Below are 12,566 nucleotides of genomic sequence, written 5' to 3' on the forward strand. Positions count from 1 at the left end.
TCCTCTGTAGCTCAGCGGTAGAGCAGCCGGCTGTTAACCGGCGGGTCGTAGGTTCGAATCCTACCGGAGGAGTTTTTCCCTTCTCTTCATTTTCATCACTTTTCGCCTCAAATACAACGAATTCAAAGACTTCCGGCAACTCCTCCCCTTCCCCACCATCTGTACGCCCGTCCTCGTCCGCCCTCGATTCCCCTCCCCTGCCATCGCTGGTTGGGACATGTGTGGTACATGTGGGGGGACATGTGGCCGGGTCGGTGATCGGCATTTTCTCGACCACCGTGCCAAGATCTGCCAGTGCCGACCGCCCGTAGACGGCCATCGTCAACTTCGGGTCCGAGTGCCGGGCCAGTTGCATCGCTTCCTTGAGCGTCGCCCCGGACTTGTCGAGCAGGTAGATGAACGTGTGCCGCAGCGCGTGGAAGTCGGCGAACAGTGGGCCGTCGGGCGTCTCGATCACGAACGGTATGCCGGCCGCCCTGAGGTCGGCCTGCACCATCTCCGCCGACCGCTCGTGCCACGTCCCCGGCCACAGCGGGGCGTTCGCGTCCCGGCCCGCGGCGTAGGCCGCCATCCGGGTCACGGCGAACCGCGGCAGCGGTTGGGTGGCCGGCTTCCCGTTCTTCGTGAACCGGCCGCCGAGGACGACGGTGGGCGTGTCGGCCGTGAGGCTGAGGGCGGCGGGCACGAGACTGGCCATCTCGTCGGACCGGAAGCCGGTGGCGACGGTCAGGGCGTACAGGTTGGCCCGCTGAGGGCCGGTCAGCCCGCGGAACGATTTCGCGGACGCCTCGGCCGTCCGGATCAGCATCTCGGCCTCTTGGGGCGAGAGGGGCCGTCTCGCGTGACGCTTGTCGGCGTCCTCGTTGTACTCCTCGATGTCGTGCAGCGGGTTCTCGGCCAGCCGCTTCTTGGCCACCATGTACGACCCGAACGCCTTGAGGGCCTGAACCTTCAGGTTGATCGTCCGCGGGCCGATCGGCTGCACCTTCTTGGCGATCAGGAACTCGACGGCCGCCCGCGTGTACCGGAGGTTGCGGTCGTTCCCGACCCGCTCCAGGTCGTACCGGGTCGCCATCTTTGTCACCGCGAGCGGGGTGACGCCGAGGAGTTTCGCCACGTCGGGCCGGCGGAACAGGTCTTGCCCTTCGGGGAGCGGTGGCAGGTCGAGCGAGGCGAGGCGGAGGGACGCGAGGTGCCGCTGGGCGGCCTCGGTGTCGAGGTCCGGCGGGTACACGAAGCCGCACGCGGCGAAGACGCGCGAGACGTCGGCCGCGGCGGCCTTGGCGTACTTCTCCCCCGCTTCTCGGGCTAGCAGGTCTTCGCCCCAGTCTCGGACGTGGTCGGCGAGCGGGGTCTCGGCGTGCGACGCGAAGGGATCGACCGCCCCGGCCTTGCCCATCTCCCGCTTGCGGAGCATGTCCGCGAACATCATCTCGGCCGCGGCCTTAACCGGGGAGAGCGGGACCTTGTCGACTTGACCGCCCGGTAGCTTCACCTTGGCGTACCACATGTCGAGCGTCTTCAGGTACGTCGTCCCGTCCTTCGACAGCGGGTAGTACACCGTGCGGCCGTCCTCGCGCAGCTTCACGTGCGGGCGGCCGTCGCGGTCGACGACCTCGGCGTTCGGCCGAAGGGGGCGGGTGTATTGTGGCTGGAACATGTGCATGGTGGACCCTCGCGCGACACGGGACGGTAGCCGGTGCCGCGGTTCGGGTCAATCGGGGGTATGTATGACGGGTTCAGGCCGACTGGATTTGCTTCCACACCGCCGGCCACGTCCTCGCGTCGAAGAGCTCGCCGCGGTGGTTCCGACGGCCCAACCAGGCCGTCACCTCGGCCCGGTTCCACCGGACGGAGCCGCCGAGGCGGACGGGCTGTGGGCCGATCTGGGGCGTGGCCTTCAGCCGCTCCAGCGTGCTCTCGCCGATCGCCATCAGGGCGGCGAACTCGCCAATGTCGAGGAGCGCCGGGGCGGGTCGGGCGGCGGCCACAAGCTCGCGCAACAGGCCGACCACGTCGTCGAGGGTGGCGGCCCCGCCGGGGTCACGGTCGGGCATGGGTCGTTCCCTCCCGCTTGACCGGCGGCCGGAGGCGGAAGTCGCCGCCTCCGGCGAACCGGATCAGCCACCACTCGGCCTGGTCGCGCGTCCCGGCCGTGCCCAGTAGGCGCCACCGACCCCTGGTGAGCGGCCGGTACTCGATCCCGAACCGGAGGGAATGGTCGAGCCGATCCGGTGGGGAGTTGGATCGCCTGCCAAGTTCCTTCGAACTTGGCAAGTTGCCCCTACCTGACAAGTTTGCCATTCGAAATCCCCTTGAATTTAGGCACCCGACAAGATGACAGGTTGTCACGTTGTTAGGGGGTGTCATGAACTGTGGCCGCCGTCCCGCCGGATGTCGGGAGCTTCCACAGCCACCCGCCGGCGTACGTCTTGTTCCGCTCCACCCCCATGTCCTCGGCGGCCCGCTGGAGCGTCCGTAGGCCCAGTCCGATCTTCTCGGCGGCCTCTTCCAATTCCCGGGGCGTCTTCGGTCCGCTCGCGAGCTGCTCGCCGAGCCACTGGGCGGCCTTCATGCGCGCGTCGGCCCGCGGCCCGGGCTTCCGCTTCTCCGCGTGCGACCGGGCCTCGTTCGCGAGCGCGTCGTCGGCCGACAGCGTGACGGGACCGTCCTCGAACACGACCGTCGTCGGGTCCCCTTCGAGGCGGAAGGCCAGGCCGTCGCGCTCCTTCGCCAGGTTGTTCTTGCCCGGCAACAGGAGCCTCCGGTCCTTGTCCTCGGGGTCTCGCATCAAGTGCCACGCGGCACGGGCCACGCCCACGAACGCCCGGCTGCCGAGGGCCGTGTCGTCCGCGATCTCCCCGCCCCCCTTCTTGGTGTGCGCAACCAGCACCACGGCGACCTTGTGCTGCTCGGCCAGGGCGGCCAGTGGCGACAGCACGCCGCGGACTTCGTTGTCCCGGTGGGCGTCGACCCGGCCGCCGATGAACGACCCGACCGGGTCGATGACGAGCAGCCGGGCGTCGGGGACGGCGGCAAGCGCCTGGCCGATCTGGTCGACGTCGGCGAGGGTCAGCACCTTGCTCGCCGTCGTGCCGTCGGCGAGCGTGGCCCGGGCCGACGTCAGGGTGTGGACCTTGGTGCAGTCGGCGTGGCAAGCCTCCAGCCGCGGCTTGAGCGTGTCCGCGGCCGAGTCCTCCGCGTTCATGAGGATGACGGACCCGGCCGTGCCGTGGCACTTGTCGGGGAACGACCACCCCCGGGACACCATCGCGGCCAGCCACGTGGTGAACCACGTCTTGCCCGCCCCGGGGCGGCCGACGAGCAGGGTGATCCGGCCGAGGGGGATGCGGTCGGCCCACAGCCACGGGACCGGGACGGCCTGCACGTCGGACATGCGGACGAGGTCGGGGGCGTACTCGACCCCCTTGGCCAGCTTCACGGTCGCCGGGTGGCCGTCCCGCTCCACCCGCTGCTTGATGCGGTTGATGGCCGTCATCGGTCCACCCCCGCCGCCACGGCTTCCAGGTCGGCGACGCGCCCACGGAGTTCCGCCGTCTCCGCTCGTAAGGTCGCGTTCTGCTCGACCAAGTAGTCGAAGGTCGGCCCGAGCAGGACTTCGAGGCACCGAACGAGCGCGATCTTGGCCCCCGGCAGCGTAATCGCTCGCGCCAGCAGGTCGCCCAACTCGTCGGGCAGGCGGTCGAGTGCGTGCGCGAACCCGCTCAAGTGGATTTCGCCAACGTAGTCGCGCAACTCCTCCAGCCGGCCGAAGGCCGCGGTTCGGGCGGACACGGCGGCGGCGTACTCATCGGCCATCGGCGGTTGCCCGCGGCGGCGGAAGGCTTCCGCCACGTCGAGCCGGTGAACGCGCTCGTCGGCCTCCGCCCAGTCGAAGACCGCCGTGAGCAGTTGCTTCCGCGGGAACCGGCTCTCGGCCGCCCACCGGCGAAGTTCGGGTACCGTGGCCGGCGTAACGGGTCCGGGTTCCTGAACAACCATCATGCACCTCCCCGCGCGGCATGCGCGGCGGCCAGGCGGCCGACCACTCCCGGCGACATCGCCTCGGCCCGGCCGAGGACGGCGACCGCGTCGAGCAACACCCGGGCGGCTTGCTTCTCCCGCCGACCGCGGGCCGCCGCGGTCGGCCCGGTCTTCGCCCCGCGGTTGGCCTCATCCATGAGGGTGAGGGCGGAGACGGACCACAAGTCCGCCTCGGTGAGGGCCCCGGACACGGCTTCCGGCTTGCCGACCTTCGGCGTGGCGGCCCTGGGCTCGGGACCACTGACACGAGCCCGCCATTCGCCCGATGACTCGCTCGGTCCGACGGCGGTTTCGTGCAGCACGTCACGGGCGACGACGATTTCCAAGGTGCCAGTCCTCTCGGCCAAGTCGTTCAAGAGTGGGGCCACGGCGGCCCGGGCGATGGCCGCGATCGACTCGCTGAGGCGGTCGGCGGATGTTGGGTCTGGGCTGTTCATCAGGAATACCTCAGGGCGATCGGGTGGTTGGTGGAGTTCGCCGCGGCGGGACCGGGTTACGGGGGTGGCCATCTCACGCGCCGCCCTTCGTCAGGCGGTTCTTGGGGCGGTGATTCCGGCGGGCGGCTTCCTCCCGTTCCGCTTCCTCGTCGAGGCGGAGGAAGCGATCGCCGCCGTCAAGGAAATCGAGCATCAAGGCGAGGTACCGCTTCCGCGCGTCGCCCCGCCGGGCGGCGAGCTTGCGGAACGCTTCCTCGATCTCGGGGGTGAGCGGCGGCGGGTCGTCGGTGGCGGCCGCGACCGGTTCCGACGGAAGTTGCACGACTCGCTCAGGGGCGACATCGGCGACGTCTTGCGCTTCGGCGTCTTCTGCCGCGATTCGGTCGGCCAGGGCCTGGACCCGCTCGACGATGCCGGGGAGGGCCTGCTCGGCGGAGGCGATGATCGCGCAGGCCTGGAGAAACTCGTGTAGGGTGCGGAACTCGATTTGTTCCTGGTACACGGCCGCGAACGCCGTCGGCCGCGGGCCGGCGCGTTCGGGATCGACGGCCGCGATCAGTTCGCTGATCGCAGCAATCCGGTAGAACTCCTCCCAGTAGACTTGGGCGGCGCTTGACGGGGGCGGGGGAACGGGTATCATTCAACAACTCCTCTTCTTCCTGGCAGGGAATTTGGGGTGGGTGGAAACGTTGGAGCGACTGGACGCCGCGGGGTGATGACCGCGGCGTTCTCGTTTACCCCGGCTCGCGCCGACTGCGAGATGGGAAACGAGCAAGTGGGACGACAGAGTGTTAGCCCGCTCGGGTAACGGTGGCTCCAACATCAACGCGATCGTCGGCTCGGATTCTCTCGGAGACTTCGAGAAGGACTTTCAGTCGATCCGCAAGGGCCAGAGTTTCCTCTAGCTTCTCGCGAACGATTTCCGGCGAAGGGATGAATTGAAGCGGGTCGAACTTGGTACGACGCATGACATACCCCTTGTGATTCTCACCACAGGGGCATCATCCGAAATAGGCTGCGGTTAATTCGCGGTTGAAAAGCGGAGAAATGAGCGGTTATTTTGACCGGTCTTTTAACCTTTAGACAGCCTTGAGTCGCTGATACCGGAGGCAGATGTAAATTCAAATGTGGGGATTCCGCCCGGCGTGGTGAATCGCCAGCCGCTTTTGCCAAATTTTCTGTTCAGTTCTTTGCGGAGAGAATTCCAATTGTCAGCAGGGTTAGTCCAATCAAACCGTGTCGCATAGTTGGCCAGGACGGCAGTACATGATGACTCTACCATCATCTCGACCGCTTTAAGTTGATTCCCTCTAATGTGAAGTCTCTTGGCAAGGCCGAGCAGAGGATGTTCTGGATTCTCGATTGCTGTCGAGATACATGCCGGATTTGAGTCCACCAGAGACCCCTGCGTTTGCGCCAAACACTTCGTTCGAAGTGCAAGAACGACTGAGTCCCGATAGGGACGAAACTCCGCCTGGCCCTCCAGACGGTTGAGAGGGAGTTTCTCACTTAGACGGGCGTCGGCACCTGGGCAGCCGAAGTGGTGAGCCAGTACACGCACCGACTGTAGCCGTGGCCACCAGCCGTGTCTTCGCGAGTCCGGTGCGTACTCGTCGGCGTACTTCCCGAACTCTGAGCCGGTGATGTAACGCTCCGCGTAGTCGAGGTAGGCCTGGACACTTTCGACGGTTTCTTGGATGGGCCAGCACTCGGCGTCGGGCCAAGGCGTCGGCGGCCAGGGCAAGCCAACCGGTGCATCGCCGAGGGCCAGTAGATGATTATTGCCGTCGAGGAGCGCGATCCCTAACCCGCCAAGTGGTCCCTTCTGCCATTGAACCGACAATTGAGAATGCCCCGGCCACGGCCAGCCGTATCTCACTCGCCAGAGACCAGGGGAAAGCTCCGTGCGCTCCAAATCCCGAAGATGTACGTATGGATCGTAGTTCGTTTCCGGATCAATGGGGGAAAGTACGGGGAGGGGAACATCGCCGCTTGGCTTTTCTGACATGATTGCACCAGTGAGACGGGCGGGTCGACCGGCTTCGCGCTGGTGCAACGCTCCCCCGGTCGACCACCTTGTCAGCTCGTTCCGCTTCGAATCAGAGCGAGCTACCCGATCGCACCACTGTAAGTGAACACGCGGTCAACAGGCAAGGTCACCACACTCGAAATCGTGATATTTCAGTTGATTTTTGTGGCATAAACTTGACCGCACACACACATCTGTCTATTTAACCGTGTCATCTGGAGCTACCAGATTCCAGAAAGTGTCTTTTTAATTACCCATCTCTATACAATACCGCAGTCGAGTTAATCGAGGCTGCGCATCGAGCGAACTTCCTTCCTCGAAGTGGAAAGGGTGTACAGATGGCTGGCGGACTAGCGGCCACCTATTTGGCCTCCGCTCGGTGCAAACGCTTGCACCTACCTTTGCGGTGCGCGAGTTGTCAAAGATCTGCGCCAACAGGGGCTTTCGACCTGCACCCGCACTTGTAAGCTTGTCCACAACGCCGTTACAATCAGCCCATCTTCCCGCCCGCCGACGGTGCCCTGCATGTGTCGCCCCAAGCCGGCCGGTGCCGACGTCCCGCCCGTGGACCTGCTCGCGCTCTGGCCGTGGGTCGAGAAGATCGCCCTGCGTGTGGCCGCCAGGTACCTACTCTGGGGCGAGGCCGCCCTCGACGACCTCATCTCTGCCGGCTACGTTCGCGCGTTGGAGAAGATCCCCCACTTCCGCCCGGACGACCCGAAGGCGGCCGCCGACCCGAACGGCGCATTCCGCGGGTGGGCCTACCGCGACGTGATGACCTATGTTCAGCGGGAGGCGGCCCGCCTGCGCGGCGGTGGGACCTTCCGCAGCCCACGACGGGAGCCCGGCCGCGATCCTGTCATCGCCAAGCCGATCAGCGACTTCGAGGGCGGCCGCCAGGGGGAGCGCGATGAGCCGTTCCGAGCCGAGGACGTGGCCGAAGAGTTCCGTGATCAGCTTGTCACCGAGCCTCTGCCGCGCACGCCGGAGGGCGACGACTGCTGGTGGGAAGGCATGTTGGAACCCCACCACCACCTTCAGAAGCCGTTCGACCTGAGCGAGTTCCACGATGAGTGATCGGGCGGCCGCCCGCCAACGCTGATGCATGTCACCCGCACGGCAATCGCACCGGCGCATCATTCCGACTGGCCCACACCGGCGATCGAGTAGCCAACTCGGTGCCCCGGGTTCGCCAACACGCCGGCCCGGACCATCGCCGCCAGCGCTCGCTTGACGGTGCTCTCGCCGTGCAACTGGTTCCGCGATTCGAGCCGGGCCAGGATCGCCGAGAGCACGAGCGGGCCGTCACTCGCCCGCAACACGCCGAGCAGATCCCGCGAGCATTCCGTCGCGCAAAAGGGTTCTGGCCGACCCTCCGCCGGTGCCCCCGTGACCGCCGTGACAACGCCCGGATGCGCTGTCGCCGCCAGCCGGAGGCGAAGGACGTTGCCGTTGGCCAGCACGAGCCGGACGGCCGCGACCGGCACGCCGGCGAACGTCGCCCCGGCGGCGGATACGGCCGACAGCTCGATCGGGGGCGGTCTCACGGCGCGCCTGCCTCCGTCGGCCCCTGTGCCGCAGGCGATACCGCCGGCGGCCCCTCGTCGGCCTTCGGGTCGCAGCAGCCACGCGAGGCCGCCAACCGCCGGCGGGATCGCTCGATCCCGCGTTTCGTCACCTCCGCCGGCCGGTCGAACTCCGCCGCAACAGCGGGGGCGCACGCCCTCACGCCGGCCCGGATCGCGGCCCCGACTTTCGCCAGTCCCGCGATGGTGCGCGTCAACTTCCGCGCCGCCGTTGCCGTCGGCCCGCCCTTCGCCGCCCAGAACCGGCAAACTTCGCACCCGCACAGTTTGACGTGGGTCGTCGTGAACTCCCGCGCGAGCGTCTCGACGTCGCGGGCCACCCGTTGCAGCTCGACGAGTCGTCGCCACTCCACGCTCTCGAAGGTCCGCCGCTCGTCCACACCGACGCCACCGCAGACGTTTGCGGTGGGGGCTGGTGAAAGGGTCTCGGTGATGGCGATACCATTCCCCGGTGGAACACCGCAGACGTCTGCGGTGGGGAGCGTCGGTCCGCCGGCCGGCCGATCGGAAGTGATCTCGAACATGGGAAGCAATCCTCGAAAGGGTTGGGGGATACGGCCGGCGCGACCGCGCCGGCCGAAGGACGTCGTTTACCGCGAGGGCAGGCCGCCGACCGGGTCGACGGCGACCGTCACCGTCACGCCGTGGGCACTGACCTCGACCCGCACCCCGTGCCCCGGCCGGTTGCCCCCGGCGGCGGTCGCGGCGACGGCCGCGAGGAACTCCACCGCCCTCGCCGAGAGGCTCGCGAGCAAGAGCGTGGCCACCGGGTCCGGCGGGCCGTCGGCCGTCACAGACCTTCTCCGATCACCCCGCCGGCCAACCGCTCGGCGATCGCGTCCGGCATCGCGTCGTCGTCGGCCTCGCCCGGGTCGGCCGGGAACCGCCCGACGTAGGGGATGCCGAGGGCTCGGGCGTACCGCCCCGCCTGGCCCGGGTCGGTGTGGACGGCGGCCCGGGACACCGCCAGCCGCTCCCGGGCCGCCGCGACCAAGTCCGGGGCCGTCGGCACGCCCTGGTTGAACGGGTCGGTCCACGGGGCGTACTGGATGATGTGCTCGTACTTGAACGCCCGGTGGTCGGGGGCGGCTTCCCGGACGGCCTCCAGGAACGCGGCAGACGTCTTGACCAGCTCCCGGGCCAACCGCAGCGCCCGCCGCGCGGCCCGGCCCCGGTCCCCGCTGCCGGTCGACCAGAAGGCACACAGGGAGCACGAGCAGAATCGCCGGTGCTCGCCGGCGAACTCGCCCACGATCGCGGCCACGTCCCGGACGGCCCGCTGGGCCTCGGCCATCCGCCGGCACTCGTCGCTCGCCGCCGCCCGCAGCTCCACCCCCACGACGGCCGCCGCCCCGAGCGGGCCGACGCCCCGGTACGGCCCCCAGTCGCCGCTCTCGCTCGCCACGGCCGCCAGGAAGTGGTCGACCCGGTCGGACAGCACGTCCCCCGTCCTGCCGTCGGCGAACGCGACGGGGATGGTGTCATCGGGGTGGTCGACGGGCGGGCAGTCGGACCCGTACCCCGTGCAGTACGTCCGCTTGACCGCCGTCACGGCGGTGCGGGCCCCGCACGCGGGATCGGCGCAGCACTGCTCGCCGTGCGGGATGAACCCGTTCGTCTCGACCAGCGTTCTCGTCTTCGTCTTCGTCGTCTTCATCGGGGAACCTCCTCAGGGATGGGAAACCGTGGCACGACTCGGGGCGCGTGCCGGCCCGGACACCGGGAACGCCCGGTGTGTGTCGGGGATCGTCGGGATGCGGTGAGGGTCGGCCGCCGGGTTACTCGCGGGGGCGGAGTTTCCCGTTGGCCGGCGGGAGCAACTCGCGGTGGCCCTTCCTCGCCGGCGGCAGGTTGAACCGGTACGGGGGTATGACGCGGAGCCGCGACTTCGGGCGGGTCGGCTTAGTCGGCTTGGTCGGCTCGGTCGGCACCGGGGGGAGGGGCGGGAGCGTGGCTCCCAGCGGGTAGTAGTCCGTCACGTCGCCCAGCGTCGTGTCGGCCCGGGCCGTGACACGCTGGCCGGACAGGTACTCCGGCGCGTGCGAGAGCTTGGCCGCCGACACGACGTGCAGGAACGTCACCCGCTCCAGGAGTTCGCCCTGAAGGTTCAGCCACAGGTGGTTGAGCCGGCCCTGCAGCGTCGCGACCTGGTGCGGGATCGACCGCCGCTGGCCGACGGGGTCCGTACGCCGCTGCTCCCGGGTCGGCGGCCGCAGGCGGATCTTCCGCGGGGTCTTCGGAACGCCCGGGGGCGGGTCGACCATGAGCAGCCGCCAGAGGTCCCACAGGTCCGAGTTGCCCGAGCGGATCGTCTCGTACAGGCGGAAGCACACCTCCGATGCTTCGTTCAAGAGCTTGTCGAGGCGGGCGATCAGGGCCATCTCGGGCGAGTGCGCGGCCCGCGCCTGGAGGGCGACCACGGCGGCGACGTGCCGGGCCTCGGCGTCCGACGCGCACGGCCCCCAGCACTTGCACTTCACGTCGACGGCACTCCCGTCGTGGAACGTCACCCGGGCGTACCCGTGGAAGAAGTCGAGGGATCGGATCACGGGAGGAACTCCTTGCGTGGGGTAATCGGGCGGGTCAGGTGGCAGACGGTGGGCGGGCGAGAGAGTACCCGGCCCGGTGGCCGGGGTTCGTCAGGATGCCGGCGCGGACCATCGCCGCGAGGACTTTTCGGACGGTACTCTCGCCGTGCAGTTGCTCGCGGTTTTCGAGTCGTTGCCGGATGTCGGGGAGGACGAGCGGCCCCTCGGCGGCTTCGAGGATCGCGAGCACGTCCCGGCTGCACGGGTTCGGCCGAAACGTCGTCGGCGGCGGGGCCGCGACCGGAACGGGGCAGGCCGAGTCAGCCGCCGCGAGTCGGACCCGGACGACAGCCCCGTTGGCGAGCGTGACGCGGACCGACGCGACCGGCAACCCGCCGAGGGTCGCGCCGGCGTGCCAGAGGGCGGCGAGGTCGACGGGGGCGGAAGTGGTCATGAGGCACATCGGCGGCCAGTGGGTTCGGATGGCGCGTCGGGAGGGTTACAGGACGCCGTCGGCCTTCAGTTCCTTGACCGTGTCACAGTGCTTGCACGTCTTCTGGAAGCAGAACCCGGGGCACGAGCACTTCACCGGCCGGCCCGAGCGGTCGAGCGTCACGCCGTACACCTCGCCGTCGGTGAGCTTGCAGAACAGGACTTGGCCGTCCTCGACGGCGACGGAGTAGCTGACCGTGTCGCGCTTCGACTGCACGATCGTCAGGGTGCCGAGTGACGGGGAGGTCGCGTCGGCGGACGGCAGGAAGGCCCACCGGCGGCCGGCCTTGTGGGTCTTCGAGGCGGGGAGCGAACCGGCGACGGGAAGGACGCAGAGCATGACACGACCCTCGGGACGTACCCCGGACGCGGCCGAGAGGAAGAGTTCCTTCGGCAAAACCGTGTCTGAGGTTGCAGATGATCGTTGCGAGGATATGATACACTTAGCAGTGTACGCTGTCTACACTAGTAAGTGTAATTTGGTCTATTTTTCTCCGCGCTCCCCTGAAAGCTCACATGACTTTCCCGTTCGCGAAGATGAAGCAAAAGCGTGAGGAACTTGGGCTCACGCGAAAGGAGTTGGCCGAGAAGACTGGCTTGACGTGGAGGAATATCGAATCGCTGGAGCAAGGGCTGAAGTTGAACCCCACCCTTGAGACATTGGCCGCGCTCTGCAAGGGATTGGAAGTGGATTGCGGGTTCTTCTTCTCAGAAGATATTGACCTACCGGCCCCAGTCGTCGGCCGTCCTAAGAAGGCCGCCACACCGCAGACGCCTGCACCTCCGGCGAAGGTAAAGAGGAAGTGACGGACGGGGAGTGGAAGTGAGTGCCCCACTTGAAAGATGTTGCGTGGTCCGAATGTGACCCAACAGGAAGAACCATGCACGCCATTGTGGACAGCAACCTGGTTTCCCTCCGAGCACACGAACGCACCCGCGGAGCGAATATGACGCTCGGTGGATACCACATGAGTGAGGTGATTCCAACCGAGGAGTTCGTCATCCGCCGCGGCCTGCTCGATCAGGCCGATGGCGATCACCTCTATCTCATTTCGCAGTTCCTACCTTTCACTCTCGGCAGAACCGGCCTCGCGCGGGACGTTTTACGTGACCCAGCCCCAGGCGGGATCGACCTCGCGAAGGCGGCCGGCATCACCGTCGCCGGGATCGACTTGCGGACATCCCCGGGCTACGAGCCGGTCATCGTCACAGCAAGCGTGGCCCGCGGGCCACTGCTCGTCATCGACGGGCACCATCGGCTGACGGCTCACATACTTGCGGGCCGGCCGCTCGACGGCGTTGTGGTGTACGTCTGCGAGCATCACCGATTAATGGATTGGCAGCGTTACGGCTATGTGCCGCCGACCATGAGGCTCACGTGACGGGCGTGCGTTCGCCGGCCATTGGGGGCGACAGGTCGAAACGCTACTCATCGACGACCACTCGCGAG

At 67.7% G+C, this 12,566-nt stretch carries 16 protein-coding genes, 1 tRNA gene and 1 pseudogene; 5 read left to right on the forward strand and 13 right to left on the reverse strand.

From position 1 onward, the window contains the following. Positions 1–72 (forward strand) — tRNA-Asn (locus PX52LOC_RS36510). 286 nt (positions 73–358) lie between these two features. Here PX52LOC_RS36510 and PX52LOC_RS44280 read toward each other — a convergent pair. Then, positions 359–919 (reverse strand): annotated as a pseudogene (locus PX52LOC_RS44280) (hypothetical protein); the annotation flags it as partial. Here PX52LOC_RS44280 and PX52LOC_RS43100 point away from each other — a divergent pair. After that, positions 842–1,312 carry a hypothetical protein gene (locus PX52LOC_RS43100; protein WP_246173576.1) on the forward strand — a complete coding sequence of 157 codons (471 nt, stop codon included), beginning with the start codon at positions 842–844 and terminating at the stop codon, positions 1,310–1,312. The pseudogene PX52LOC_RS44280 and the gene PX52LOC_RS43100 overlap by 78 nt on opposite strands. 427 nt (positions 1,313–1,739) lie before the next feature. Here the strand turns inward: PX52LOC_RS43100 and PX52LOC_RS36520 are convergent, their stop codons facing one another. The 5 genes from PX52LOC_RS36520 to PX52LOC_RS36540 form a co-directional block, all read right to left on the reverse strand. Further along, entirely contained in the window at positions 1,740–2,057 is a 318-nt protein-coding gene (locus PX52LOC_RS36520; protein ID WP_149114710.1) for a helix-turn-helix transcriptional regulator, read from the reverse strand. Between the two features lie 299 nt (positions 2,058–2,356). Next, the gene (locus PX52LOC_RS36525; protein ID WP_149114711.1) at positions 2,357–3,499 is read right to left on the reverse strand and encodes an AAA family ATPase; all 1,143 of its coding nucleotides are present in this window, start codon (positions 3,497–3,499) and stop codon (positions 2,357–2,359) included. After that, complete coding sequence (locus PX52LOC_RS36530) at positions 3,496–4,005, reverse strand: hypothetical protein (RefSeq protein WP_149114712.1); 510 nt, start codon at positions 4,003–4,005, stop codon at positions 3,496–3,498. The genes PX52LOC_RS36525 and PX52LOC_RS36530 overlap by 4 nt, the downstream gene beginning before the upstream one ends. Beyond that, the gene (locus PX52LOC_RS36535; protein ID WP_149114713.1) at positions 4,002–4,481 is read right to left on the reverse strand and encodes a hypothetical protein; all 480 of its coding nucleotides are present in this window, start codon (positions 4,479–4,481) and stop codon (positions 4,002–4,004) included. Before PX52LOC_RS36535 ends, PX52LOC_RS36530 begins: the two co-directional genes overlap by 4 nt. 73 nt (positions 4,482–4,554) lie before the next feature. Then, on the reverse strand, positions 4,555–5,121 hold the full coding sequence (locus PX52LOC_RS36540) for a hypothetical protein (protein WP_149114714.1): 567 nt from the start codon (positions 5,119–5,121) through the stop codon (positions 4,555–4,557). 1,914 nt (positions 5,122–7,035) lie between these two features. On the opposite strand from PX52LOC_RS36540, the gene PX52LOC_RS36545 reads away from it, so the two are divergent. After that, complete coding sequence (locus tag PX52LOC_RS36545) at positions 7,036–7,587, forward strand: hypothetical protein (RefSeq protein ID WP_149114715.1); 552 nt, start codon at positions 7,036–7,038, stop codon at positions 7,585–7,587. A gap of 59 nt (positions 7,588–7,646) precedes the next feature. Here PX52LOC_RS36545 and PX52LOC_RS36550 read toward each other — a convergent pair whose 3' ends face one another. The 7 genes from PX52LOC_RS36550 to PX52LOC_RS36580 all read right to left on the reverse strand — a co-directional run bounded on the left by PX52LOC_RS36550 (position 7,647) and on the right by PX52LOC_RS36580 (position 11,456). Then, the gene (locus PX52LOC_RS36550) at positions 7,647–8,057 is read right to left on the reverse strand and encodes a hypothetical protein (protein WP_149113298.1); all 411 of its coding nucleotides are present in this window, start codon (positions 8,055–8,057) and stop codon (positions 7,647–7,649) included. Continuing rightward, the gene (locus PX52LOC_RS36555; protein ID WP_149114716.1) at positions 8,054–8,620 is read right to left on the reverse strand and encodes a hypothetical protein; all 567 of its coding nucleotides are present in this window, start codon (positions 8,618–8,620) and stop codon (positions 8,054–8,056) included. The genes PX52LOC_RS36550 and PX52LOC_RS36555 overlap by 4 nt, the downstream gene beginning before the upstream one ends. A 66-nt stretch (positions 8,621–8,686) precedes the next feature. Next, the gene (locus PX52LOC_RS36560; protein WP_149113300.1) at positions 8,687–8,890 is read right to left on the reverse strand and encodes a hypothetical protein; all 204 of its coding nucleotides are present in this window, start codon (positions 8,888–8,890) and stop codon (positions 8,687–8,689) included. Then, positions 8,887–9,753, reverse strand: a complete 867-nt coding sequence (locus PX52LOC_RS36565) for a hypothetical protein (RefSeq protein WP_149113301.1) — start codon at positions 9,751–9,753, stop codon at positions 8,887–8,889. The genes PX52LOC_RS36560 and PX52LOC_RS36565 overlap by 4 nt, the downstream gene beginning before the upstream one ends. Before the next feature lie 121 nt (positions 9,754–9,874). Beyond that, on the reverse strand, positions 9,875–10,645 hold the full coding sequence (locus PX52LOC_RS36570) for a hypothetical protein (RefSeq protein WP_149114717.1): 771 nt from the start codon (positions 10,643–10,645) through the stop codon (positions 9,875–9,877). Between the two features lie 34 nt (positions 10,646–10,679). Then, entirely contained in the window at positions 10,680–11,078 is a 399-nt protein-coding gene (locus PX52LOC_RS36575) for an Rrf2 family transcriptional regulator (protein WP_149114718.1), read from the reverse strand. Between the two features lie 45 nt (positions 11,079–11,123). After that, positions 11,124–11,456, reverse strand: coding sequence for a hypothetical protein (locus tag PX52LOC_RS36580; protein WP_149114719.1), 333 nt, complete (start codon positions 11,454–11,456; stop codon positions 11,124–11,126). A 176-nt stretch (positions 11,457–11,632) separates the two neighbouring features. Here PX52LOC_RS36580 and PX52LOC_RS36585 point away from each other — a divergent pair, with 176 nt between their 5' ends. Continuing rightward, the gene (locus PX52LOC_RS36585; protein WP_149114720.1) at positions 11,633–11,923 is read left to right on the forward strand and encodes a helix-turn-helix domain-containing protein; all 291 of its coding nucleotides are present in this window, start codon (positions 11,633–11,635) and stop codon (positions 11,921–11,923) included. A gap of 74 nt (positions 11,924–11,997) precedes the next feature. Then, positions 11,998–12,498: a hypothetical protein gene (locus PX52LOC_RS36590; protein ID WP_149114721.1), complete on the forward strand. Its 501-nt coding sequence runs from the start codon at positions 11,998–12,000 to the stop codon at positions 12,496–12,498. Positions 12,499–12,566: the final 68 nt, after the last annotated feature.

The organism is Limnoglobus roseus, assembly GCF_008254045.1.
GTDB lineage: Bacteria > Planctomycetota > Planctomycetia > Gemmatales > Gemmataceae > Limnoglobus > Limnoglobus roseus.

Coding starts and splice junctions, on each gene's coding strand:
- PX52LOC_RS36530 (WP_149114712.1), bottom strand. CDS start 4,005: ATGATGGTTGTTCAGGAACCCGGACCCGTTACGCCGGCCACGGTACCC.
- PX52LOC_RS36555 (WP_149114716.1), bottom strand. CDS start 8,620: ATGTTCGAGATCACTTCCGATCGGCCGGCCGGCGGACCGACGCTCCCC.
- PX52LOC_RS36525 (WP_149114711.1), bottom strand. CDS start 3,499: ATGACGGCCATCAACCGCATCAAGCAGCGGGTGGAGCGGGACGGCCAC.
- PX52LOC_RS36545 (WP_149114715.1), top strand. CDS start 7,036: ATGTGTCGCCCCAAGCCGGCCGGTGCCGACGTCCCGCCCGTGGACCTG.
- PX52LOC_RS36585 (WP_149114720.1), top strand. CDS start 11,633: ATGACTTTCCCGTTCGCGAAGATGAAGCAAAAGCGTGAGGAACTTGGG.
- PX52LOC_RS36580 (WP_149114719.1), bottom strand. CDS start 11,456: ATGCTCTGCGTCCTTCCCGTCGCCGGTTCGCTCCCCGCCTCGAAGACC.
- PX52LOC_RS36565 (WP_149113301.1), bottom strand. CDS start 9,753: ATGAAGACGACGAAGACGAAGACGAGAACGCTGGTCGAGACGAACGGG.
- PX52LOC_RS36535 (WP_149114713.1), bottom strand. CDS start 4,481: ATGAACAGCCCAGACCCAACATCCGCCGACCGCCTCAGCGAGTCGATC.
- PX52LOC_RS36540 (WP_149114714.1), bottom strand. CDS start 5,121: ATGATACCCGTTCCCCCGCCCCCGTCAAGCGCCGCCCAAGTCTACTGG.
- PX52LOC_RS36520 (WP_149114710.1), bottom strand. CDS start 2,057: ATGCCCGACCGTGACCCCGGCGGGGCCGCCACCCTCGACGACGTGGTC.
- PX52LOC_RS36575 (WP_149114718.1), bottom strand. CDS start 11,078: ATGACCACTTCCGCCCCCGTCGACCTCGCCGCCCTCTGGCACGCCGGC.
- PX52LOC_RS36590 (WP_149114721.1), top strand. CDS start 11,998: ATGCACGCCATTGTGGACAGCAACCTGGTTTCCCTCCGAGCACACGAA.